The sequence below is a fragment of the Metapseudomonas resinovorans genome, assembly GCF_002003485.1.
Taxonomy (GTDB): Bacteria; Pseudomonadota; Gammaproteobacteria; order Pseudomonadales; family Pseudomonadaceae; genus Metapseudomonas; species Metapseudomonas resinovorans_D.
The window spans coordinates 58,419-78,290 of record NZ_BDMA01000094.1 but is presented as its reverse complement, the minus strand read 5'-3'; the positions used below and the strand labels follow the sequence as shown (position 1 = coordinate 78,290).

The window sequence follows — 19,872 nt, the reverse complement described above, 5'->3', positions numbered from 1 at the left end:
TGCTCACCATCTTAGCAGCGGATTTTCAACATATTCCACAAGTGCATCACAAACGCATATGGCGATTCTGAACATTCTCGAATTCCCCGATCCGCGGCTGCGCACCATCGCCAAACCGGTGGCTGTGGTCGACGACTCCATCCGCCAGTTGATCGATAACATGTTCGAAACCATGTACGCCGCTCCGGGTATCGGCCTGGCCGCAACCCAGGTGAACGTCCACAAGCGCGTGGTGGTGATGGACCTGTCGGAAGACAATTCCGAGCCTCGGGTCTTCATCAATCCCGAGTTCGAATCCCTGACCGAGCAGATGGACCAGTATCAGGAAGGCTGCCTCTCGGTACCCGGCTTCTACGAGAATGTCGATCGTCCGCAGAAGGTCAAGGTCAAGGCCCTGGACCGCGATGGCCAGCCTTATGAGCTGATCGCCGAAGGCCTGCTCGCCGTGTGCATCCAGCACGAGTGCGACCACCTCAACGGCAAGCTCTTCGTCGACTACCTGTCGTCCCTCAAGCGCGACCGCATCAAGAAGAAGCTGGAAAAGCAACATCGCCAGCAGGCTTGATTCCCCCGATCCCAAAGGCTTGCTCCGGCAAGCCTTTTTCTTTAGCGAGTACCCATGACTGAGCCCCTGCGCCTCGTCTTCGCCGGCACCCCGGAGTTCGCCGCGGAGCACCTCAAAGCCCTGCTCGAATCCCGCCACCAGGTCATCGCCGTCTACACCCAGCCGGACCGCCCGGCCGGTCGCGGCCAGAAGCTGATGCCGAGCCCGGTCAAGCAACTGGCGGTCGAACACGGGATTCCGGTGCTGCAGCCGCCGACCCTGCGTGATCCGGCGGCCCAGGCCGAGCTCAAGGCCCTCGGCGCCGACCTGATGGTGGTAGTCGCCTACGGCCTGATCCTGCCGCAGGTGGTGCTCGACACGCCGCGCCTGGGCTGCATCAACAGCCACGCCTCGCTGCTGCCTCGCTGGCGTGGCGCCGCGCCGATCCAGCGCGCGGTCCAGGCGGGCGACGCGGAGAGCGGCGTCACCGTCATGCAGATGGAAGCCGGCCTCGACACCGGCCCGATGCTGCTCAAGGTCACCACGCCGATCAGCGCGGAAGACACTGGCGGCAGCCTGCACGACCGCCTCGCACAGCTTGGCCCGCAAGCGGTCCTCGAAGCCCTCGAAGGCCTGGCCGCCGGAACCCTGAAAGGTGAAGTTCAGGACGACGCCCTGGCCAACTACGCGCACAAGCTGAACAAGGATGAGGCGCGCCTCGACTGGAGCCGCCCTGCGGTGGAGCTGGAACGTCTGGTTCGCGCGTTCAATCCCTGGCCCATCTGCCACAGCACCCTCGACGGCGAGCCGCTGAAAGTGCTCGCCGCCGCGCTGGGCGATGGCAAGGGCACGCCCGGGCAGATCCTCGCCGCCAGCAAGGACGGCCTCACCGTAGCCTGTGGCGACGGCGCCCTGCGCTTGACCCGCCTGCAACTGCCCGGCGGCAAACCGCTGAACTTCGCTGACCTGTTCAACAGCCGCCGCGAGCAGTTCGCCGTGGGCAAGGTGCTCGGCGCATGAATCCGCGTCTCGCCGCCGCCCGCGCACTGGCCGCGGTCCTTTCCGGCAAGGCCTCCTTGGGCGGCAGCCTGCCGCCGCAGCTGGACAAGGTGGACCCGCGTGATCGCGCCCTGGCCCAGGATCTGGCCTTCGGTGCCGCGCGCTGGCAACCGCGCCTCGCGGCCCTGGCCGAACGCCTGCTGCAGAAGCCGTTCAAATCCGCCGACAAGGATGTGGAAGCCCTGCTCCTGGTCGGCCTCTACCAGCTCTTCTACACCCGCATTCCCGCCCATGCTGCCATCGGCGAAACCGTCGGCTGCTCGGACAAGCTGAAGAAACCCTGGGCCAAGGGCCTGCTCAACGCCGTGCTGCGCAATGCCCAGCGCCAGGGCGAATCGATATTCGCCGAGCTGGAACGCGACCCGGCGGCGCGTACCGCCCACCCACGCTGGCTACAGAAGGCCCTCAAGGCGGCCTGGCCGGAACACTGGGAAGCCGTATGCGCGGCGAACAACGCCCATCCGCCATTGATCCTGCGGGTCAATCGCCGCCATGGCAGCCGCGACGACTATCTGGCCGAGTTGCAGCAAGCCGGCATCGCTGCCGAGCCCTGCGCCTTCAGCCGTGACGGTATCCGCCTCATCGAAGCCTGCGACGTGAAGACCCTGCCGGGCTTCGCCGAAGGTCGCGTCAGCGTGCAGGACGAAGCCGCCCAATTGGCCGCCGACCTCCTGGAGCTGGCGCCCGGGCAGCGCGTGCTCGACGCTTGCTGCGCGCCCGGCGGCAAGACCTGTCACGTCCTCGAGGCCGAGCCTGGCCTTGCCGAAGTGGTGGCTGTAGACCTGGAAGAAAGCCGCCTGGTGCGTGTGCGCGAAAACCTCGCGCGACTCGGCCTGGAGGCCAGGCTGATCGCCGCCGACGGTCGCGACACCGCCGGCTGGTGGGACGGCAAGCCGTTCCAGCGCATCCTCCTCGATGCTCCCTGCTCGGCCACCGGGGTGATCCGACGCCACCCGGACATCAAGCTGACCCGCAAGGAAGAAGACATCACTGCGCTTGCCGAACTCCAGGGTGAGCTGCTGGATGCCCTCTGGCCGACTCTGGAAGTCGGTGGCGTGCTGCTCTATGCCACCTGCTCCACGCTCCCACGGGAAAACAGCGACAACATCGCCGCCTTCCTCGCCCGCACCCCTGGCGCCCGCGAGCTGGACATCCCCGGACCGTTCGGATTGAAACAACCCCATGGCCGTCAGTTGCTGGCGCAGGAAGACAGCCATGACGGTTTCTACTATGCCAAGCTGATCAAGATCGCCGCTTCGGCGCGATAAGGGAACTAGCAGTGAAGATCATCATTCTCGGCGCGGGGCAGGTTGGTGGCACCTTGGCAGAGCACCTTTCGGGCGAAGCCAACGACATCACCGTGGTCGACACCGATGGCGACCGCCTGCGCGACCTCGGCGACCGGCTCGACATCCGTACCGTGCAAGGCCGTGGGTCCTTCCCCACCGTGCTGCGCCAGGCCGGCGCCGACGATGCCGACATGCTGGTGGCAGTGACCAACAGTGACGAGGTGAACATGGTCGCCTGCCAGGTGGCCTACACGCTGTTCCACACTCCAACCAAGATCGCCCGGGTACGCGAAGCGGCCTATCTCACCCGTGCTGGCCTCTTCGATAACGAAGCCATCCCGGTGGACGTGCTGATCAGCCCGGAACAAGTGGTGACCAACTACATCAAGCGCCTGATCGAGTACCCCGGTGCGCTGCAGGTGATCGACTTCGCCGAGGGCAAGGCCCAGTTGGTGGGGGTCAAGGCCTATTACGGCGGTCCGCTGGTGGGCCAGGAGCTGCGCCAGATCCGCGAGCACATGCCCAACGTGGACACCCGCGTGGCCGCCATCTTCCGTCGCAATCGGCCGATCCTGCCCAAGGGCGATACCGTGATCGAGGCCGACGACGAAGTCTTCTTCATCGCCGCCAAGGCTCACATCCGCGCGGTGATGAGCGAGCTGCGGCGTCTGGAAGACAGTTACAAGCGCGTGGTAATCGCGGGCGGCGGACACATCGGTGAGCGCCTCGCCGAGGCCATCGAAAGCCGCTACCAGGTGAAGATCATCGAGATGAACCCGGCGCGCTGCCGCCACCTCTCGGAAGTCCTCGACAGCACCATCGTGCTCCAGGGCAGCGCCTCCGACCGCGACCTGCTGGTGGAAGAGAACATCAACGACGCCGACATCTTCCTCGCGCTGACCAACGACGACGAGGCCAACATCATGTCCTCGCTGCTGGCCAAGCGCCTGGGCGCGCGCAAGGTGATGACCATCATCAACAACCCGGCCTACGTGGACCTGGTGCAGGGCGGCGACATCGACATCGCCATCAGCCCCCAGCTGGCCACCATCGGCACCCTGCTGACCCACGTGCGTCGTGGCGACATCGTCAGCGTGCACTCCCTGCGCCGTGGCGCGGCGGAGGCCATCGAAGCCATCGCCCACGGTGACGCCAAGTCGAGCAAGGTGGTGGGCAAGATGATCGAGGACATCGCCTTGCCGCCCGGCACCACGATCGGCGCCATCATCCGTGACGAGGAAGTGCTGATCGCCCACGACGACACCATCATCGAGTCGGGCGACCATGTGATCCTGTTCCTCGTGGACAAGAAGTACATCCGCGACGCTGAGCGGTTGTTCCAGGTCGGCCTGACCTTCTTCTAAAGGGAGCACCCCATGCTCGAAGGACTGGAAAAGATGCTGGCCAAGGGCGTGGACAACGCCCTGCTGCGCTTTGGCCTGGGCAAGGGCTACCTCGACCAGGGCGATGCGGCGCGGGCCGCCGAACACCTGCGCCGTTGCGTCGAGCAGGCCCCCAAGTACTCCGCCGCCTGGAAGCTGCTGGGCAAGGCCCTGGAAGCTGATGGCGACCTCGCCGCCGCCCGCGCCGCCTGGACCGAAGGCCTCGCGGCCGCCCAGGCCCATGGCGACAAGCAGGCAGAGAAGGAGATGACGGTGTTCCTCAAGCGCCTGGACAAGCGCGGCGGTTCGCCGGCCTGATCATTTCATCAAGGTCAAAATGACTCGATGGCAGGTCCAAGTGACTCTACCCGTGAAAGTCATTTGGACAGCTTTATCCAATAAGTCTTTGATTTATAACGCCTGAATTCATGGCCCGTTTCTTGTTCCTGTGAATCACGTCGTGGTCCTGCCACGTCGGCCTCTTACAGGAACAGGAACCTGCCATGTCACAACACGAATTCGAGAATCGCCTTGCGGTCGTCACCGGGGCCAGCTCCGGGATCGGCCTTGCCGTTGCAGAGCGCCTGCTGGAGCAAGGCGCCCGGGTCCTGGCGATGAGCCGGCGACCGGGAGAACTCCACGGGCTACAAGCGCGCTTCGGCGAGCGGCTGCATTGGCAAGCCGGCGACGTTACCCAAGCCAGTGACCTGACCGCGCTGGCGCAGACGGCGCGCGACCTCGGTCCCATCCACTACCTGGTGCCCAATGCCGGGATCGCCCGCCTCGCCGACGGGCTGGATGCCACTGCCTTCGACCAGCAATGGGCGGTCAACGGCGCTGGTGCCATCAACACGCTGGCGGCCTTGAACGGTGAGTTGGTGCCGTCTGCCTCGGTGGTGTTCATCGGCACCTTCCTTTCAGGGGTGAGCTTTCCCGGTCTCGCCGCCTACATTGCCTCGAAAGCCGCACTGAAAGCGCACATGCGCACCCTCGCGGTGGAACTGGCACCCCGTGGCGTACGCCTGAACATGGTGTCTCCCGGCCCGACCGCCACGCCCATCTGGTCCAGCCTGGGACTGGCAGACGACGAGCTCTCAGCAGTAGCCGATAGCGTCAGCCAGCGCTTGCTCGGGGGTCGCTTCCTCGAACCCGGTGCCGTGGCCGATGCCATCCTCTTCCTGCTCTCGCAGGCTGCACGCGGCGTCCACGGCCAGGACCTGGTAGTCGACAGCGGTTATACCTTGCGCTGAACGCAGATGGCCCCGTCGCACAAAGTCGACGGGGCCAGCGGTTCTCTCTCCCCGCAGATAGATCAGGGTCTGCTCGGTGCTCCACAGCGCATTGGCGATGTAGCGGTAGTTGATCAATGCGGCCAGGTAGCCGTCACCCTCGGGCGTCGTCGGGCCTGCGGTGGCATCGCGCACCACCGCCACTTCGAAGCCAAGCTCCAGCAGCTCGCGCAAGTGGGATTCCACGCAAAGGTTGGCGGCCATGCCGGCGAGGATGATCTGCGACACGCCGTGCTTGCGCAGCTGCAGCGCCAGGTCGTTGGTCTCCGGGCCGTAGACCTTGTGGGGGGACGCGATTATGGTCTTGCCATCGAGAATGTAGGGCTTGTACTCGGGGAGGAAGTCCGCGCCCGAGTTCTCGAAACCTTCCAGGCTCAACGGCCCCTTGCGGTCGAACATGCAGATGCTGTGCATGACCTTCTCCAGCGGTCCGCCGAAGTGCCACTCGTGGTCGCAGGGGTAGTAATAGTGCGGTGACACGGCGACGGTGATGCCAGCCTCCTTGGCAGCGGCGAACAGTTGGCCGATATGCCGAACCGTATCGTGCTCGGTGATGCTCTTGCCGAATACGCTCCAGCTCACGCCTTCGGGGCTGAGGAAATCTATTTGCGGGTCAATCACTACCAGCGCGGCGCGGGACAGGTCCAGGCGCATGCCCGGGTTGGGCAGTGCAGGGTCGGCTGGGTCGTTGTAGGCCGTGGAGGGACGGGAAGGTTCATGGCTCATTTCGATGGACTCCTGCGGGCGGGAAGAAATCACGGATTGCCGTGGCAGCCCGGCCCGGGGCTGACTACCATCGGCGTGATCTCATCCTATGGCCGCACCCTCCGCGGCTTTTGCCAGGACGTACAGGATCTTTGCCAGGTTGTCTCCGATGGATGTCCTTTCCGAATTCTTCGAGCGCACCAGCCTCCAGGGGCGGCTGTTCTTCGCCGGCCGCGTGGACGGTGCGCTGGTGCTCGACAAGCCGCCTGGAATGGCGTTCATCCACCTGGTGGAGCGGGGCGGTATCGACATGGTCCAGCCAGGACTGCCGAAGGTATCGATCAGCGAACCCAGCGTGCTGTTCTGCCCCAGCAGCTGCCGTTATCAGTTGCGCTCCAACTCCATCGAGGGGGCCGAGCTGATCTGTGCGTCCTTCCAGTTCAGCCGTGGCCTGGCGCAGCCGTTTCCCCTCGGACTGGAAGAAACCCTGGTGTTTCCCCTGGACGCGCTGGGCCATGCATTGCCGGTGATCCGCAGCTTGGTGGGCGAGTTCCAGGGCGCGGCGCCCGGCAGGGCCAAGGCGCTCAATCTGCTGTTCGAGTACCTGTTCGTGCTGCTGGTACGGCGGGCAGTCGAGGACGGTCGGATTTCCGGGGGCCTGCTCTACGCCCTGCAGGATGGCCGGCTGGGGGCCGTACTCAGCCAGATTCACCGAGAACCGGAAGGGGAATGGAGCGTGGAGCGCATGGCGAACCTGGCGTTGATGTCCCGTTCGAAATTCTCCGCCTGCTTCAATAACATCCTGGGGACATCGCCCATGGCCTATCTCACCGCCTGGCGCATGAAGACGGCGCAGGACCTGCTGCGTGAAGGGGTTCAGATCAAGGTGGTGGCCAACTCCGTGGGCTACAGCTCGCAGGCATCGTTCTCCCGGACCTTTGCGAGCCTGGTGGGTTGCCCACCGGCGGAATGGATCAGGACGGTGGCGAAGGGCGAGGTAGAGGTGACCGCGCGGGTTTGTCCACCCGTTCCGCCTGAGCCCTGATCAGGACTCCATGAAACGCAGTCCCGCGCCCTCGGCATCCACTCGCATCACTTCCATTTCCAGGATGGGTGCTTCGATCGGCAGGTCCTGGACCTGGCCGCGTACGATACTGCCGACTGTCAGAGCAGCCAGATCGGGATGACGGACATAGACGCCGCCATCGGAGAGATCGCGGGTCTGGGCAACCAGTTCACCAAAGCTCGGGTGGCTGATCTTGATCCTGCACTTCATCGGAGTTCGGGGAAATTGCCGCTGGTTCGCCATGGGATCGCATCATCCTGAGCCGGTGAGCTGCCGACGTTAACGGTGTATCAGATCTGGAACAACCCTCACCCGGCCAGAAAAAAGGCGCCTTCCGGCGCCTTTCTGCTCAATACCACTTCTTCTCGCCTTCGGGGCGTTTCTTGAAGCGCTTCATGCTCCACATGTACTGGGTCGGGTAGGCCCGCACGTACCTTTCCACCACCTGGCTCATGGCGGCAACGCCTTCTTCGACGTTCTCGCTGTACATGCCTTCGGGCGCGGCTTCGAGGATCACCTTGAAGCCCGAACCATCGGGCAAGCGCAGGGCATGCAGGAATACGCCGCGCGCCTTGCCGCCGGCCAGCATGCCGGGAACGAACTTGCTGGTCAGCGCCTGGGTGCCGAGGAAGGGCACGAAGACGCCCGCCGAGAGGCTCGGCTCAGGGTCGGCGGGGATGCCCACGGCGCCGCCCTTGCGCACTTCCTTGATGACACTGAGGATGCCTTCCTTGGTGGAAGGTGCCACGCGGTTGCCCAACTGCACGCGTTGCTTCTGCAGCAGATCGTCCACCGCCTTCAGCTTCGGCGGACGGTAGAAGATGATGGGTTTGCACTGGGCGCAGTAGAAGTGGTTGAGCACTTCCCAGTTGCCCAGGTGGCTGGTGATGCCCACCACACCCTTGCCACTGGCCAGGGCCTCGTGCAGCACGTCGAGGCCTTCCACTTCGCGTACCAGTCCGATGGACTTCTCCGCCGGCCAGATCCAGGCGCAGGCGCTTTCGGTGAAGGTTCGGCCGATATCCTTCAGGCTCTGACCAACGCGCTGATCCAGCTCCGCCGGCGACCACTCGGGGAAGCACTTGGACAGGTTGATCCGCACCACATCGCGGGAACGGTTCGGCAGCTTCCACATCAGCCAGCCAATGGTCGCGCCAACCGCTTGCACGGCGCGCCAGGGCAACATCGCGAAGAGGCGCAGGAAGCCGACAATCAGCGCACCTTTCAACTTATCCACAGGCAACTCCAGGACGTTCGAAAGCGCGCATTCTACCCTCGCACCGGATCACAGGGTCAGCTCGCGATAACGGTCGCAGTCCGTTGTGTGATCCATGACCATGCCGGCGGCCTGCATGAAGGCGTAGCAGATGGTCGGGCCGACGAAAGTGAAGCCGGACTTCTTCAAGGCGCGGCTCATGGCTTCGGCCTCAGGCGTGACCGCCGGCACCTGGCCGCGCTCGCTGAAGTGGTTGACCTTCGGTTTGCCGCCGACGAAGGACCAAAGCAGCTTCACCGGGTCTTCCTGGCGCAGCCAGGCCTGGGCGTTCTGCCGGGCTGCCTTGAGCTTGAGGAAGTTACGGATGATGCCCGGGTCCTGCATCAGCTTCTCGATCTCCTCGTCACTCATCACCGCCAGGCGCTGCGGATCGAAACCGAACAGAACCTCGCGGTAGCGCTCGCGCTTCTTCAGTACGGTGATCCAGGACAGGCCGGCCTGGAAGCCTTCCAGCAGGAGGAGTTCGAAAAGCGCCGCAGAGTCCTTCAGCGGTACGCCCCATTCGGTGTCGTGGTAGGCGATGTAGAGGGGGTCGTCATTGCACCAGAAGCAGCGTGGCATAAGGCTTTCCATGCGGTTGCGGCGGGGTCGGATCGGGTATACTCCGGCATTTTCCGTCGAAGACCCAGCACAGGTGAAATTCGTGAGCCAGACTACGCCCGCCGTGCGCACCTTCCAAGACCTGATCCTCGCCCTGCAGCAGTACTGGGCCGAGCAGGGCTGCGTGGTGCTCCAGCCCTACGACATGGAAGTGGGCGCCGGTACTTTCCACACCGCCACCTTCCTCCGCGCCATCGGCCCGGAGACCTGGAACGCCGCCTACGTGCAGCCGTCCCGCCGTCCGACCGACGGCCGCTACGGCGAGAACCCCAACCGCCTGCAGCATTACTATCAGTTCCAGGTGGTCCTCAAACCCAACCCGGAGAACTTCCAGGAGCTGTACCTCGGCTCGCTGAAGGCCATCGGCGTCGACCCGCTGGTGCATGACATCCGCTTCGTCGAAGACAACTGGGAATCGCCGACCCTTGGCGCCTGGGGCCTGGGCTGGGAAATCTGGCTGAACGGCATGGAAGTCACCCAGTTCACTTACTTCCAGCAGGTCGGTGGCATCGAGTGCTACCCGGTGACCGGCGAGATCACCTACGGTCTCGAGCGTCTGGCCATGTACATCCAGGGCGTTGATTCGGTGTACGACCTGGTCTGGGCCGACGGCCCCTTCGGCAAGGTCACCTATGGCGATGTGTTCCACCAGAACGAAGTGGAACAATCGACCTACAACTTCGAGCACGCCAACGTCGAGAAGCTGTTCGAGATGTTCGACTTCTACGAGAGCGAAGCGAACCGTCTGATCGAGCTGCATCTGCCGCTGCCGACCTACGAGATGGTCCTCAAGGCCTCCCACACCTTCAACCTGCTGGACGCCCGCCGCGCCATTTCGGTGACCGAGCGCCAGCGCTACATCCTGCGCGTGCGCACCCTGGCCCGCGCCGTGGCGCAAAGCTACCTGCAGGCGCGCGCGCGTCTCGGCTTCCCCATGGCCACTCCCGAACTGCGTGACGAAGTACTGGCCAAGCTGGAGGCTCAAGAATGAGTGCACAAGATTTCCTGGTAGAGCTGGGCACTGAAGAGCTGCCTCCCAAGGCCCTGAAATCCCTGGGTGACGCCTTCCTCGGCGGCATCGAGCAAGGCCTCAAGGCCGCCGGCCTGGGCTATGCCAAGGCCCAGGTATTCGCCGCCCCGCGCCGTCTGGCCGTACTGGTGGAGCAACTGGCGACCCAGCAACCCGATCGCAGCGTCAACCTCGACGGTCCGCCGATCCAGGCCGCCTTCGACGCAGAAGGCAAGCCAACCCAGGCCGCACTGGGCTTCGCCCGCAAATGCGGTGTCGACCTGGAGCAGATCGACAAGAGCGGTCCGAAACTGAAGTTCAACCAGTCCATCCCCGGCCAGCCCGCCGCGGGCTTGCTGCCGGGTATCGTCGAAGCCTCCCTGGCTGCCCTGCCGATTCCGAAGCGCATGCGCTGGGCCGCTCGCCGCGAAGAGTTCGTCCGTCCGACCCAGTGGCTGGTCATGCTGTTCGGCGACGACGTGGTGGATTGCACAATCCTCACCCAGAAAGCCGGACGCGAGTCCCGTGGCCACCGCTTCCATAACCCGGACAACATCCGCATCAGCAAGCCTTCCACCTACCTGGAAGACCTGCGCAGCGCCCACGTGCTGGCCGACTTCGCCGAGCGCCGCGAGATCATTGCCAAGCGCGTGGCCGAACTGGCTGCCGAACAGAACGGCACTGCCGTGGTGCCCGCCGACCTGCTGGACGAAGTGACCGCGCTGGTCGAGTGGCCGGTGCCGCTGGTGTGCTCCTTCGAGGAGCGCTTCCTCGCCGTGCCCCAGGAAGCCCTGATTTCCACCATGCAGGACAACCAGAAGTACTTCTGCCTGCTGGATGCCAACGGCAAGCTGCTGCCGCGCTTCATCACCGTGGCCAACGTGGTCAGCAAGGACCCGGCGCAGATCGTCTCCGGTAACGAGAAAGTGGTTCGCCCGCGCCTCACCGACGCCGAGTTCTTCTTCAAGCAGGACAAGAAGCAGAAGCTCGAAGGCTTTAACGAGCGCCTGAAGAACGTGGTGTTCCAGGCCCAGCTCGGTACCGTCTACGAGAAAGCAGAACGCGTATCCCGCCTCGCTGGTTTCGTGGCCGAGCAGATCGGCGCCGATCCGACCCGCGCTGCGCGCGCCGGTATCCTCGCCAAGTGCGACCTGGCCACCGAGATGGTCGGCGAGTTCCCGGAGATGCAGGGCATCGCTGGCTATTACTACGCGACCAACGACGGTGAGCCGGAAGACGTCGCCAAGGCGCTGAACGAGCAGTACATGCCTCGTGGCGCCGGCGCCGAACTGCCGCAGACCCTCACGGGCGCCGCCGTGGCAGTGGCCGACAAGCTGGACACCCTGGTGGGTATCTTCGGCATCGGCATGCTCCCCACCGGCAGCAAGGACCCCTTCGCACTGCGTCGCCAGGCCCTGGGCGTCCTGCGCATCCTGATCGAGAAGCAGCTGAATCTCGACCTCGCGGCCGCCGTCGCCTTCGCCATCGACCTCTACGGCTCCAAGGTGAAAACCGAGGGACTTGCCGAGCAGGTACTGGAGTTCGTCTTCGACCGCCTGCGCGCCCGCTACGAGGACGAAGGCGTGGACGTGGCCGTGTACCTCTCGGTACGCGCCCTGCAACCATCCTCGGCCCTGGATTTCGACCAGCGCGTGCAGGCCGTCCAGGCCTTCCGCAAGCTGCCGGAAGCCGCTGCCCTGGCCGCAGCCAACAAGCGCGTGTCCAACCTGCTGAGCAAGGCTGAAGGCAACGTTCCGGCCAGCGTCGACAGCGCGCTGCTGCAGGAAGCCGCCGAACAAGCACTGGCCAAGGCCGTTGCCGACGCCGAACAGGCCCTGGCGAACGCCGGCAGCTACCGCGAAACCCTGGAGCGCCTGGCCAGCCTGCGCGAGCCGGTGGACAGCTTCTTCGAAGCGGTACTGGTCAACGCCGAAGACGCCGCCGTACGCAGCAACCGCTATGCACTGCTGGCCAAGCTGCGCGGTCTGTTCCTGGGCGTGGCTGACATTTCGGTACTGGGCTAAGTGATAGCGCGCGCCTGGCCCGAGGCAGAGTGCTTCGAGTCAGGCGCGGCGTTTCAGGCGTTGTTCATGAAACTACTGATTCTCGACCGCGATGGAGTCATCAACGAAGACTCCGACGCGTACATCAAATCGCTCGAGGAATGGATCCCCATTCCCAGTGCCATCGCCGCCATTGCGCGCCTGAGCAAGGCCGGCTGGACCGTGGCCGTGGCCACCAACCAATCCGGCATCGCCCGCGGCTATTACGACCTCGCCACGCTGGCGTCGATGCATGCGCGGTTGCGCGAGATGGTTGCGGAGCAGGGTGGCGAACTGGGCGTGATCGAATACTGCCCGCATGGCCCGAACGACGGCTGTGATTGCCGCAAACCGCAGCCCGGCATGCTCAGGCGCATCGCTGAGCACTATGGCGTGGACCTTGCTGGCATTTGGTTCGTCGGCGACAGCAGTGGTGACCTGGAAGCCGCGTTGGCCGTCGATTGTCAGCCCGTTCTGGTGAAGACCGGCAAGGGCGAACGTACCCTGGCCAAGCAGTTGCCAGCGGGCACCCTGGTATTCGACGATCTGGCGGCAGTCGCCACACATCTACTTCAGTAAGGTCAACAGCTCCCATGACGACAGTGCAGGCCATCAGAACCTTCCTTTTCTACCTGCTGCTGTCGCTGAGCGCCTTCATCTGGGGCACGTTGAGCCTCTTCTTCGCGCCTTTCATGCCATTTCGCGCGCGCTACCGCTTCATCGTCTGGCGCTGGTGCCGGTTCGCTGTCTGGCTGGCCAAGGTGATGGTGGGTATCCGCTATGAAGTGAAAGGCCAGGAGAATATCCCGGCCCAGCCCTGCGTGATTCTCGCCAAGCACCAGAGCACCTGGGAGACCTTCTTCCTCTCCGGCGCTTTTGAGCCTCTCAGTCAGGTGGTCAAGCGCGAGCTGCTGCGCGTTCCCTTCTTTGGCTGGGCCATGGCGTTGATGAAGCCCATCGCCATCGATCGCAGCAACCCCAAGGCGGCGCTCAAGCAGTTGGCTGCGCAGGGCGACGAGCGACTCAAGCAGGGCGCCTGGGTGCTGATCTTCCCGGAGGGTACTCGCGTTCCAGTGGGGGAGATGGGCAAGTTTTCCCGCGGTGGCACAGCACTGGCGGTCAACGCCGGCCTACCGGTTCTGCCTGTGGCGCACAACGCCGGCCTCTACTGGCCCAAGGCGGGCTGGGCCAAACGTCCAGGGACCGTCCAGGTCGTCTTCGGTCCGGCCATGCATGCAGAAGGCGAGGGGCCCAGGGCCATTGCCGAGTTGAACGATAGGGCGTTTGCCTGGGTGGAAGCCGCTCAGCGCGAGATCGAAGGTCCGCAGACTCCTGCCAAGGTCGAGCATCCGGCCTGATCTGTGGATAAGCTGTGAACAAAAAATTGGCGAATTGCCAATTTCATAGCCCAAAGCCCTGATTTACAAGGCCTTGCGTTTCACGCTAAGTCTTAGCGAGAAAGTGCATAACGCTTTCTCGCGCCTCCTCATCATCCCTTCAGGTAGCGCGAATCCAGACTGTTGAAGCACTGGATGATCCGTTCACGCGTAACGCCCGGGAAGTTCTTCTCAGTCAGAACCACCAGAACCGCAGGCTTGACCCTACCTGAGCGCAGCTGGCGCATCATGTAGGCGCTGATTTCGTCATCAGTGATGCTTGCCGCATCACCTGTCTTCTCATCCATCCTATTGCTCCTGTAAGGCCTCCAGGGCCCCTGCAAGCGCTTCCAGGCTACGCTCTCCCTCTGCAGGTGCGAAGACCGCCCCCACCAACGGGAAAGCGCAGGATCGCTTGAACCAGGCGGTACTCGAGCAAACAGGAAAGGAGGGATTTTGCAGAAGCCGGAAAGCACTGAGGGGAGCCGAAGCTCCCCTCAAATGTTTATTTCATTATTGTTGTTGTTTTTATCAAGTATTCGTTGTTGTTCTTCGCTCCTGGCTACTAGCGCAACCAGAAATGGCTGGTCCCAACTGGACCGAGGGCAAACGGATTTTTTTGGACGCTGATCATGTCATCGTCATTGCTGAACCAACCAGAGCGCCGCTACCTCAAGGTAGTTTTATTGTTCTTTTGCTCTAGTCACCGGGTATGGAACGACACACCCTGTCCAAAAAAATCGGTTTGCTTCTTCTCTGTGCTGTTGTTTTTGTTCTGTCAGAGTCGAAAACGTTCTTTTTGAAGCTTTTTATTGTTGTTGTTCCATATAGAAAGCATGCTGCGTGCCAACTTTTATAAAACCCTTATAAATCAGCACTTTATAAAAATATCTACTTTTCTAGTGCTCATTCCTTGCCCCAATCTGTTCCCTTACGACCCGTACGGATACGCCTCGGCTGAGGGAGGGGTAACACTCCGCGCGCAAGTTCCCCTGCATAGTGTTACCCCCTGTGTCTGCTAGGTAACTCGTTGCTGATAAAGGAAAAACGCGGTGAAGGTTCATTTCGCACTTACCGCCAGCACCGATCGTAGCCACTCCATCGGTGCCTTCTTTTCCCCGACATCGAATACGAACTCCTGCCCACGGTACGCGCTGTTCAACCGGCAAATCTCGCCCACACGCTCCCATCGATCCAGTCGCCGGTGATAACTCAGCCCTGGGCTTTCCTCGCTCGGCGCGAAGAAATCTGGCAAATGCCAGTGCGTCTGTACCTTCGCCTCCGGAGCAGTCAGGACCAGGCGATTGTCGACGCCGGGAAATATTCCAGCCCCGGCATGCGCTGTTCCGTCCAGACATAGCTGCTCTGCTGCAAAGTAGAGCGTGTTGCCCGGGTCGGGCCCATAAGCAAAGTGCGGGTGATATCGCGCCCAGGGCAATGCGTCTGGTGGCAACTCGTCGATCTTTAGAATCTCGCCCACGCACAGCCAGCCCCAGATGATCTGCCGAGCCATCTGGTCAGGAATGAATCGCCAGACTCCCTGCACTTTCTCGACAGGTCGAAAGGAACCGAAGAACAAGAAGAGATCACCGACAGCTCGTCAGACGTCGAGGTTGGACACCGCCAGGGCGTTGCTCTCGATGAAGTCGCGACGCGGTTCCACTGCATCGCCCATCAAGGTGTTGAAGATCTGGTCCGCGGCAATCGCGTCTTCGATGGTGACCTTGAGCATACGACGGACGTTCGGGTCCATTGTGGTTTCCCACAGCTGCTCCGGATTCATCTCACCCAGTCCCTTATAGCGCTGGATTGTGTGACGCTTGGTGCTTTCGGTCATCAGCCAGGAAAGGGCGTCCTTGAAGCCGGCAACCGGTTTCTTGCGCTCGCCGCGCTGAACGTAGGCGCCGTCTTCCAGCAGGTTATTGAGCTGGTTGCCCAGATCGGTCACCTGGCGGTAGTCGTTGCTCGCGAAGAAGTCACGGTTGAAGGTGATGTAGTGGGAGAGACCATGGGCAGTCTGTTCCACCTCCGGCAGCCACAGGTGGCGTTCACGATCTTCGCGCAGGCTGGCGGTATAGGTCAGGCCGGACTTCTCGGCAGCCTTCAGACGCGCCTGGAATGCCTCCAGCCAAGCCTGCATCACTGCCTGGTCAGAGAGCTGCTCAACGCTGACGCGAGGCAGATAGATCATGTGCTCGGTCAGTTCCTGCGGGTACAGGCGCGACAAACGCTTCAGGATACGCATCACGCCGCGGTACTCGTTCACCAGTCGCTCAAGTGCCTCACCAGAAAGGCCCGGTGCATTCTCGTTGACGTGCAGGCTGGCATCTTCCAGAGCCGACTGGGTCATGTACTCGTCCATGGCCTCGTCATCCTTGATGTACTGCTCCTGCTTGCCTTTCTTGACCTTGTACAGCGGCGGTTGGGCAATGTAGATGTAGCCGCGCTCGACCAGTTCAGGCATTTGCCGGAAGAAGAAGGTCAGCAGCAGGGTACGGATGTGCGAACCGTCGACGTCGGCGTCGGTCATGATGATGATGTTGTGGTAACGCAGCTTGTCGATGTTGTATTCCTCGCGACCGATCCCGCATCCCAATGCGGTGATCAGGGTGCCAACTTCCTGCGAGGACAGCATCTTGTCGAAACGAGCTTTTTCGACGTTGAGGATCTTGCCCTTGAGCGGCAGGATCGCTTGGGTCTTGCGGTTACGCCCCTGCTTTGCCGAGCCGCCCGCGGAGTCACCCTCCACGATGTAGAGTTCGGAAAGGGCAGGGTCCTTCTCCTGGCAGTCCGCCAGTTTTCCTGGCAGACCCGCGATGTCCAGGGCGCCCTTGCGGCGGGTCATCTCACGGGCCTTGCGGGCTGCTTCACGGGCACGCGCGGCGTCGATCATCTTGCCGACCACGGCCTTGGCTTCGTTCGGGTTCTCCAGCAGGAAGTCGGCAAAGTATTTGCCCATTTCCTGCTCTACCGCAGTCTTCACCTCGGAAGAGACCAGTTTGTCCTTGGTCTGGGAGCTGAACTTGGGATCCGGCACCTTGACCGAGATAATGGCGGTCAGGCCTTCACGAGCATCGTCACCGGTGGTGGCGATCTTGTACTTCTTCGCCAGGCCTTCCTGCTCGATGTAGTTGTTCAGATGGCGAGTGAGGGCAGAGCGGAAGCCTGCCAGGTGGGTACCACCGTCACGCTGGGGAATGTTGTTGGTGAAGCAGAGGATGTTTTCGTTGAAGCTGTCGTTCCACTGAAGGGCAACTTCTACACCAACGCCATCTTCTTCGCGCTGGACATTGAAGTGGAACACTTCGTTGACGGCGGTCTTGTTGGTGTTCAGGTATTCGACGAAGGCTTTCAGGCCGCCTTCGTACTTGAACATTTCTTCCTTGCCGCTGCGCTCGTCGCGCAGCACGATGGCGACGCCGGAGTTCAGGAAGGACAGTTCGCGGATTCGCTTGGCCAGGATGTCCCAGCTGAAATGGATATTGGTGAAGGTCTCGGCGGAAGCCTTGAAGTGCACTTCGGTGCCTGTGCCCTCGGTTTCACCGACGGGACGCAGCGCAAACTGCGGAACACCGTGATGATAGATCTGTTCCCAGACCTGGCCAGCGCGGCGGATGGTCAGCCGCAGTTCTTCGGAGAGGGCGTTTACTACGGATACCCCCACGCCGTGCAGACCGCCGGAGACCTTGTAGGTGTTGTCGTCGAACTTACCGCCGGCGTGGAGCACGGTCATGATGACCTCGGCGGCAGAAACCCCTTCTTCCTTATGGATATCCACGGGAATTCCACGCCCGTTGTCGCGAACGGTGATGGACTCATCGGTGTGGATGGTAATGCTGATTTCCGAGCAGAAGCCGGCAAGTGCTTCGTCGATCGAGTTGTCGACGACTTCGAACACCATGTGGTGCAGACCTGTCCCATCATCGGTGTCGCCGATGTACATACCGGGGCGTTTGCGTACGGCATCCAGCCCCTTCAGCACTTTGATGCTGGAAGAGTCGTACGTGTTGTTCTCGCTCATGCTTCACTCCCGATGATCGTAGGGCTGATACAGCCATGTTCCACGTGGAACATGGCGACCGGCGTATCCGTGCGCCAGCCGTCCCTCAGAAATTCATGGTCAACGCAGGTGATGAACACCTGGCAATCCAAATCTTCCAACAATCGGCACAGTGATTGCCGATGCTGTTCGTCTAACTCCGACGGTAAGTCGTCAACTAGATAGATGCACTGGCCACGCTTCGCCTGGTTGACCAAATGGCCCTGCGCGATTCGCAGTGCGCAAACAACCAGCTTCTGCTGACCACGCGACAGAATGTCCGCCGCACTATGTGCACCTGAACGCAATCGCAAGTCGGCACGTTGAGGCCCTGCCTGGGTGTGCCCCATCTGTTGGTCACGGAAGAGGGAAGTGCTCAGCACTTCGGACAGTTCTCGGTCCTTGTCCCAGCCGCGGTAGTAACTGAGCGTGAGACTATCGAGTTCCACAAGCTCAGAAAGAACCCGTTCAAAGACCGGCTTCAACGCCTGAATGTAGGCTCGTCGATACTGGTCTATTTCATCACTGGCCAGGCACAACTCACGGTCCCAAGCCGCCTGCGAAGCAGCGTCAAGTGTACCATGCCGGAGCCATGAGTTCCGCTGCCGCAGGGCCTTCTGCAGCCTTTGCCAGGCTCCCATGAACCGAGGTTCCACGTGGAACACTCCCCAGTCGAGAAACTGTCGGCGGATCTTGGGGGCCCCCTCAAGCAGGCGGAAACTGTCTGGGTTGATCAGTTGCAATGGCAACGCTTCAGCAAGCTGGGCAGCGCTCTTCGCGTTCTGTCCGTCGATACGAATCTGGAACTCGCCCTGACGGTCACGAGAAACACCAAGATTGGCTTGTGCACCTTCGCCCAGACTTACCTGACCAAACACGGTGCAAGCTGGCTGTTCATACTGGATGACGGGCTGGAGGCGGGTACTGCGAAATGAACGCGCGAGGCCAAGGAGGTAAATGGCTTCTAGCAGGCTGGTTTTTCCGCTGCCGTTGGCGCCGTAAAGAATATTGATGCGGGGGGAGGGGGAGAGGGTCACCGGGTGCAGATTGCGCACACCGGTGACCGAGATACGGCTTAAGGACATTGAGTCGTTACAGACGCATCGGCATTACGACGTAAGAGGAATCGTCGTTGTCGGCTTCCTGCACCAGTGCACTGCTGTTGGCATCGGACAGGATCAGGCGAACCTGTTCGGTAGACATGACGCCCAGTACGTCCAGCAGGTAGCTGACGTTGAAACCGATCTCCAGGTTGCTGCCGCCGTATTCCACGGCAACTTCTTCCTCCGCCTCTTCCTGCTCCGGGTTATTTGCCTGGATCTTCAGCAGACCAGCAGCCAGGGTGAGACGGATGCCACGATACTTCTCGTTGGAAAGGATCGCAGTACGGCTGAACGCTTCGCGCAGTGCTTGCCGATCACCAACGACCAGCTTGTCGCCACCGCGGGGAAGCACTCGCTCATAGTCGGGGAACTTGCCGTCCACCAGCTTCGAGGTGAAGGTGAACTCGCCGGTAGTGGCGCGGATGTGGTGTTGACCGAGAACGATCCGAACCTCGCCGTCCTGTTCGGTCAGCAGACGTGCCAGCTCCAGGATACCTTTGCGCGGCACGATTACTTGATGGCGTTCCGCAGCTTCGATCCCTGCATTCATGGCGCACATCGCCAGACGGTGGCCGTCAGTCGCGACAGCACGCAGAACACCGGCATTTACTTCCAGCAACATGCCGTTCAGGTAGTAACGTACATCCTGCTGCGCCATCGCAAAGCTGGTGCGCTCAATCAGACGACGCAACTTGCTCTGTACCAGGCTGAAGTTCAGCGAGCCGGGACCTTCTTCCACAGTCGGGAAGTCATTCGCAGGCAGGGTGGAAAGCGTGAATCGGCTGCGGCCCGCCTTGATCAGGAGCTTCTGCTCATCGACGCGAATGTCGATCAGCGCATCGCTCGGCAGACTCTTGCAGATATCCATCAGCTTGCGCGCTGGTACGGTGATTTCACCTGGCTCCGCCGGCTCCTCCAGGGCAACCCGCCCAACCAGCTCGACTTCGAGGTCGGTGCCGGTCAACGACAGCTGTTGGCCTTCGACCACCAGAAGTACGTTGGAGAGGACCGGCAAGGTCTGGCGGCGCTCTACGACGCCGGCGACCAGTTGCAGGGGTTTCAACAGGGCTTCGCGTTGAATTGTGAAATGCAT

Annotated in this window: 18 protein-coding genes and 2 pseudogenes; 11 read left to right on the top strand and 9 right to left on the bottom strand. The window is 62.1% G+C overall.

Annotated features, from left to right (window positions below):
* Positions 1-58: 58 nt before the first annotated feature.
* The 6 genes from def to MnOB_RS26510 all read left to right on the top strand — a co-directional run bounded on the left by def (position 59) and on the right by MnOB_RS26510 (position 5,524).
* Positions 59-565 (top strand): peptide deformylase, encoded by a 507-nt coding sequence (def, locus tag MnOB_RS26535; protein WP_077527523.1) that lies wholly within the window; start codon positions 59-61, stop codon positions 563-565.
* A gap of 54 nt (positions 566-619) precedes the next feature.
* Positions 620-1,564: a methionyl-tRNA formyltransferase gene (fmt, locus tag MnOB_RS26530; protein ID WP_077527522.1), complete on the top strand. Its 945-nt coding sequence runs from the start codon at positions 620-622 to the stop codon at positions 1,562-1,564.
* A complete protein-coding gene (rsmB, locus tag MnOB_RS26525) occupies positions 1,561-2,871 on the top strand; it encodes a 16S rRNA (cytosine(967)-C(5))-methyltransferase RsmB (RefSeq protein ID WP_077527521.1) in 1,311 nt (436 codons plus the stop codon). The genes fmt and rsmB overlap by 4 nt, the downstream gene beginning before the upstream one ends.
* A gap of 11 nt (positions 2,872-2,882) precedes the next feature.
* Entirely contained in the window at positions 2,883-4,256 is a 1,374-nt protein-coding gene (gene trkA, locus MnOB_RS26520) for a Trk system potassium transporter TrkA (protein WP_077527520.1), read from the top strand.
* Between the two features lie 12 nt (positions 4,257-4,268).
* A complete protein-coding gene (locus MnOB_RS26515; protein WP_077527519.1) occupies positions 4,269-4,592 on the top strand; it encodes a tetratricopeptide repeat protein in 324 nt (107 codons plus the stop codon).
* A gap of 185 nt (positions 4,593-4,777) precedes the next feature.
* Entirely contained in the window at positions 4,778-5,524 is a 747-nt protein-coding gene (locus MnOB_RS26510) for an SDR family NAD(P)-dependent oxidoreductase (RefSeq protein ID WP_077527518.1), read from the top strand.
* Between the two features lie 51 nt (positions 5,525-5,575).
* On the opposite strand, the pseudogene MnOB_RS26505 reads toward MnOB_RS26510, so the two are convergent.
* Positions 5,576-6,289 (bottom strand): annotated as a pseudogene (locus tag MnOB_RS26505) (cysteine hydrolase family protein); the annotation flags it as partial.
* A gap of 148 nt (positions 6,290-6,437) precedes the next feature.
* Here MnOB_RS26505 and MnOB_RS26500 point away from each other — a divergent pair.
* Positions 6,438-7,313 (top strand): helix-turn-helix transcriptional regulator, encoded by an 876-nt coding sequence (locus tag MnOB_RS26500; protein WP_077527517.1) that lies wholly within the window; start codon positions 6,438-6,440, stop codon positions 7,311-7,313.
* Here MnOB_RS26500 and MnOB_RS26495 read toward each other — a convergent pair whose 3' ends face one another.
* The 3 genes from MnOB_RS26495 to MnOB_RS26485 all read right to left on the bottom strand — a co-directional run bounded on the left by MnOB_RS26495 (position 7,314) and on the right by MnOB_RS26485 (position 9,171).
* Positions 7,314-7,577, bottom strand: a complete 264-nt coding sequence (locus MnOB_RS26495) for a PilZ domain-containing protein (RefSeq protein ID WP_077527516.1) — start codon at positions 7,575-7,577, stop codon at positions 7,314-7,316. It lies immediately after the preceding gene.
* A 106-nt stretch (positions 7,578-7,683) separates the two neighbouring features.
* The gene (locus MnOB_RS26490) at positions 7,684-8,571 is read right to left on the bottom strand and encodes a lysophospholipid acyltransferase (protein ID WP_077527515.1); all 888 of its coding nucleotides are present in this window, start codon (positions 8,569-8,571) and stop codon (positions 7,684-7,686) included.
* Positions 8,572-8,619: 48 nt separating this feature from the next.
* Positions 8,620-9,171: a DNA-3-methyladenine glycosylase I gene (locus MnOB_RS26485; RefSeq protein WP_077527514.1), complete on the bottom strand. Its 552-nt coding sequence runs from the start codon at positions 9,169-9,171 to the stop codon at positions 8,620-8,622.
* An 82-nt stretch (positions 9,172-9,253) separates the two neighbouring features.
* On the opposite strand from MnOB_RS26485, the gene glyQ reads away from it, so the two are divergent.
* The 4 genes from glyQ to MnOB_RS26465 are packed head-to-tail and all read left to right on the top strand — an operon-like array spanning position 9,254 to position 13,619.
* Complete coding sequence (gene glyQ, locus MnOB_RS26480; RefSeq protein WP_077527513.1) at positions 9,254-10,201, top strand: glycine--tRNA ligase subunit alpha; 948 nt, start codon at positions 9,254-9,256, stop codon at positions 10,199-10,201.
* Positions 10,198-12,243, top strand: coding sequence for a glycine--tRNA ligase subunit beta (gene glyS / locus MnOB_RS26475; RefSeq protein ID WP_077527512.1), 2,046 nt, complete (start codon positions 10,198-10,200; stop codon positions 12,241-12,243). Before glyQ ends, glyS begins: the two co-directional genes overlap by 4 nt.
* Positions 12,244-12,303: 60 nt before the next feature.
* Entirely contained in the window at positions 12,304-12,840 is a 537-nt protein-coding gene (gene gmhB, locus MnOB_RS26470; protein WP_199824606.1) for a D-glycero-beta-D-manno-heptose 1,7-bisphosphate 7-phosphatase, read from the top strand.
* A gap of 14 nt (positions 12,841-12,854) precedes the next feature.
* Positions 12,855-13,619 (top strand): lysophospholipid acyltransferase family protein, encoded by a 765-nt coding sequence (locus tag MnOB_RS26465; RefSeq protein ID WP_077527510.1) that lies wholly within the window; start codon positions 12,855-12,857, stop codon positions 13,617-13,619.
* Between the two features lie 131 nt (positions 13,620-13,750).
* Here the strand turns inward: MnOB_RS26465 and MnOB_RS26460 are convergent, their stop codons facing one another.
* From MnOB_RS26460 to dnaN, 5 genes and pseudogenes are all read right to left on the bottom strand, one after another.
* Positions 13,751-13,945, bottom strand: coding sequence for a hypothetical protein (locus tag MnOB_RS26460; RefSeq protein ID WP_077527509.1), 195 nt, complete (start codon positions 13,943-13,945; stop codon positions 13,751-13,753).
* Positions 13,946-14,697: 752 nt separating this feature from the next.
* Positions 14,698-15,219 (bottom strand): annotated as a pseudogene (locus tag MnOB_RS26455) (Nmad3 family putative nucleotide modification protein); the annotation flags it as partial.
* 18 nt (positions 15,220-15,237) lie between these two features.
* Positions 15,238-17,658 (bottom strand): DNA topoisomerase (ATP-hydrolyzing) subunit B, encoded by a 2,421-nt coding sequence (gyrB, locus tag MnOB_RS26450; protein ID WP_077527507.1) that lies wholly within the window; start codon positions 17,656-17,658, stop codon positions 15,238-15,240.
* Positions 17,655-18,761, bottom strand: coding sequence for a DNA replication/repair protein RecF (gene recF, locus MnOB_RS26445; RefSeq protein WP_077527506.1), 1,107 nt, complete (start codon positions 18,759-18,761; stop codon positions 17,655-17,657). Before recF ends, gyrB begins: the two co-directional genes overlap by 4 nt.
* 7 nt (positions 18,762-18,768) lie before the next feature.
* Positions 18,769-19,872: a DNA polymerase III subunit beta gene (dnaN, locus tag MnOB_RS26440; RefSeq protein WP_077527505.1), complete on the bottom strand. Its 1,104-nt coding sequence runs from the start codon at positions 19,870-19,872 to the stop codon at positions 18,769-18,771.

What these genes read in the sequence shown, in the direction of transcription:
- def (WP_077527523.1), top strand. Translation starts at nt 59, where the DNA reads ATGGCGATTCTGAACATTCTCGAATTCCCCGATCCGCGGCTGCGCACC.
- fmt (WP_077527522.1), top strand. Translation starts at nt 620, where the DNA reads ATGACTGAGCCCCTGCGCCTCGTCTTCGCCGGCACCCCGGAGTTCGCC.
- rsmB (WP_077527521.1), top strand. Translation starts at nt 1,561, where the DNA reads ATGAATCCGCGTCTCGCCGCCGCCCGCGCACTGGCCGCGGTCCTTTCC.
- MnOB_RS26515 (WP_077527519.1), top strand. Translation starts at nt 4,269, where the DNA reads ATGCTCGAAGGACTGGAAAAGATGCTGGCCAAGGGCGTGGACAACGCC.
- MnOB_RS26510 (WP_077527518.1), top strand. Translation starts at nt 4,778, where the DNA reads ATGTCACAACACGAATTCGAGAATCGCCTTGCGGTCGTCACCGGGGCC.
- MnOB_RS26500 (WP_077527517.1), top strand. Translation starts at nt 6,438, where the DNA reads ATGGATGTCCTTTCCGAATTCTTCGAGCGCACCAGCCTCCAGGGGCGG.
- MnOB_RS26495 (WP_077527516.1), bottom strand. Translation starts at nt 7,577, where the DNA reads ATGGCGAACCAGCGGCAATTTCCCCGAACTCCGATGAAGTGCAGGATC.
- MnOB_RS26485 (WP_077527514.1), bottom strand. Translation starts at nt 9,171, where the DNA reads ATGCCACGCTGCTTCTGGTGCAATGACGACCCCCTCTACATCGCCTAC.
- glyS (WP_077527512.1), top strand. Translation starts at nt 10,198, where the DNA reads ATGAGTGCACAAGATTTCCTGGTAGAGCTGGGCACTGAAGAGCTGCCT.
- MnOB_RS26465 (WP_077527510.1), top strand. Translation starts at nt 12,855, where the DNA reads ATGACGACAGTGCAGGCCATCAGAACCTTCCTTTTCTACCTGCTGCTG.
- MnOB_RS26460 (WP_077527509.1), bottom strand. Translation starts at nt 13,945, where the DNA reads ATGGATGAGAAGACAGGTGATGCGGCAAGCATCACTGATGACGAAATC.
- gyrB (WP_077527507.1), bottom strand. Translation starts at nt 17,658, where the DNA reads ATGAGCGAGAACAACACGTACGACTCTTCCAGCATCAAAGTGCTGAAG.
- recF (WP_077527506.1), bottom strand. Translation starts at nt 18,761, where the DNA reads ATGTCCTTAAGCCGTATCTCGGTCACCGGTGTGCGCAATCTGCACCCG.
- dnaN (WP_077527505.1), bottom strand. Translation starts at nt 19,872, where the DNA reads ATGCATTTCACAATTCAACGCGAAGCCCTGTTGAAACCCCTGCAACTG.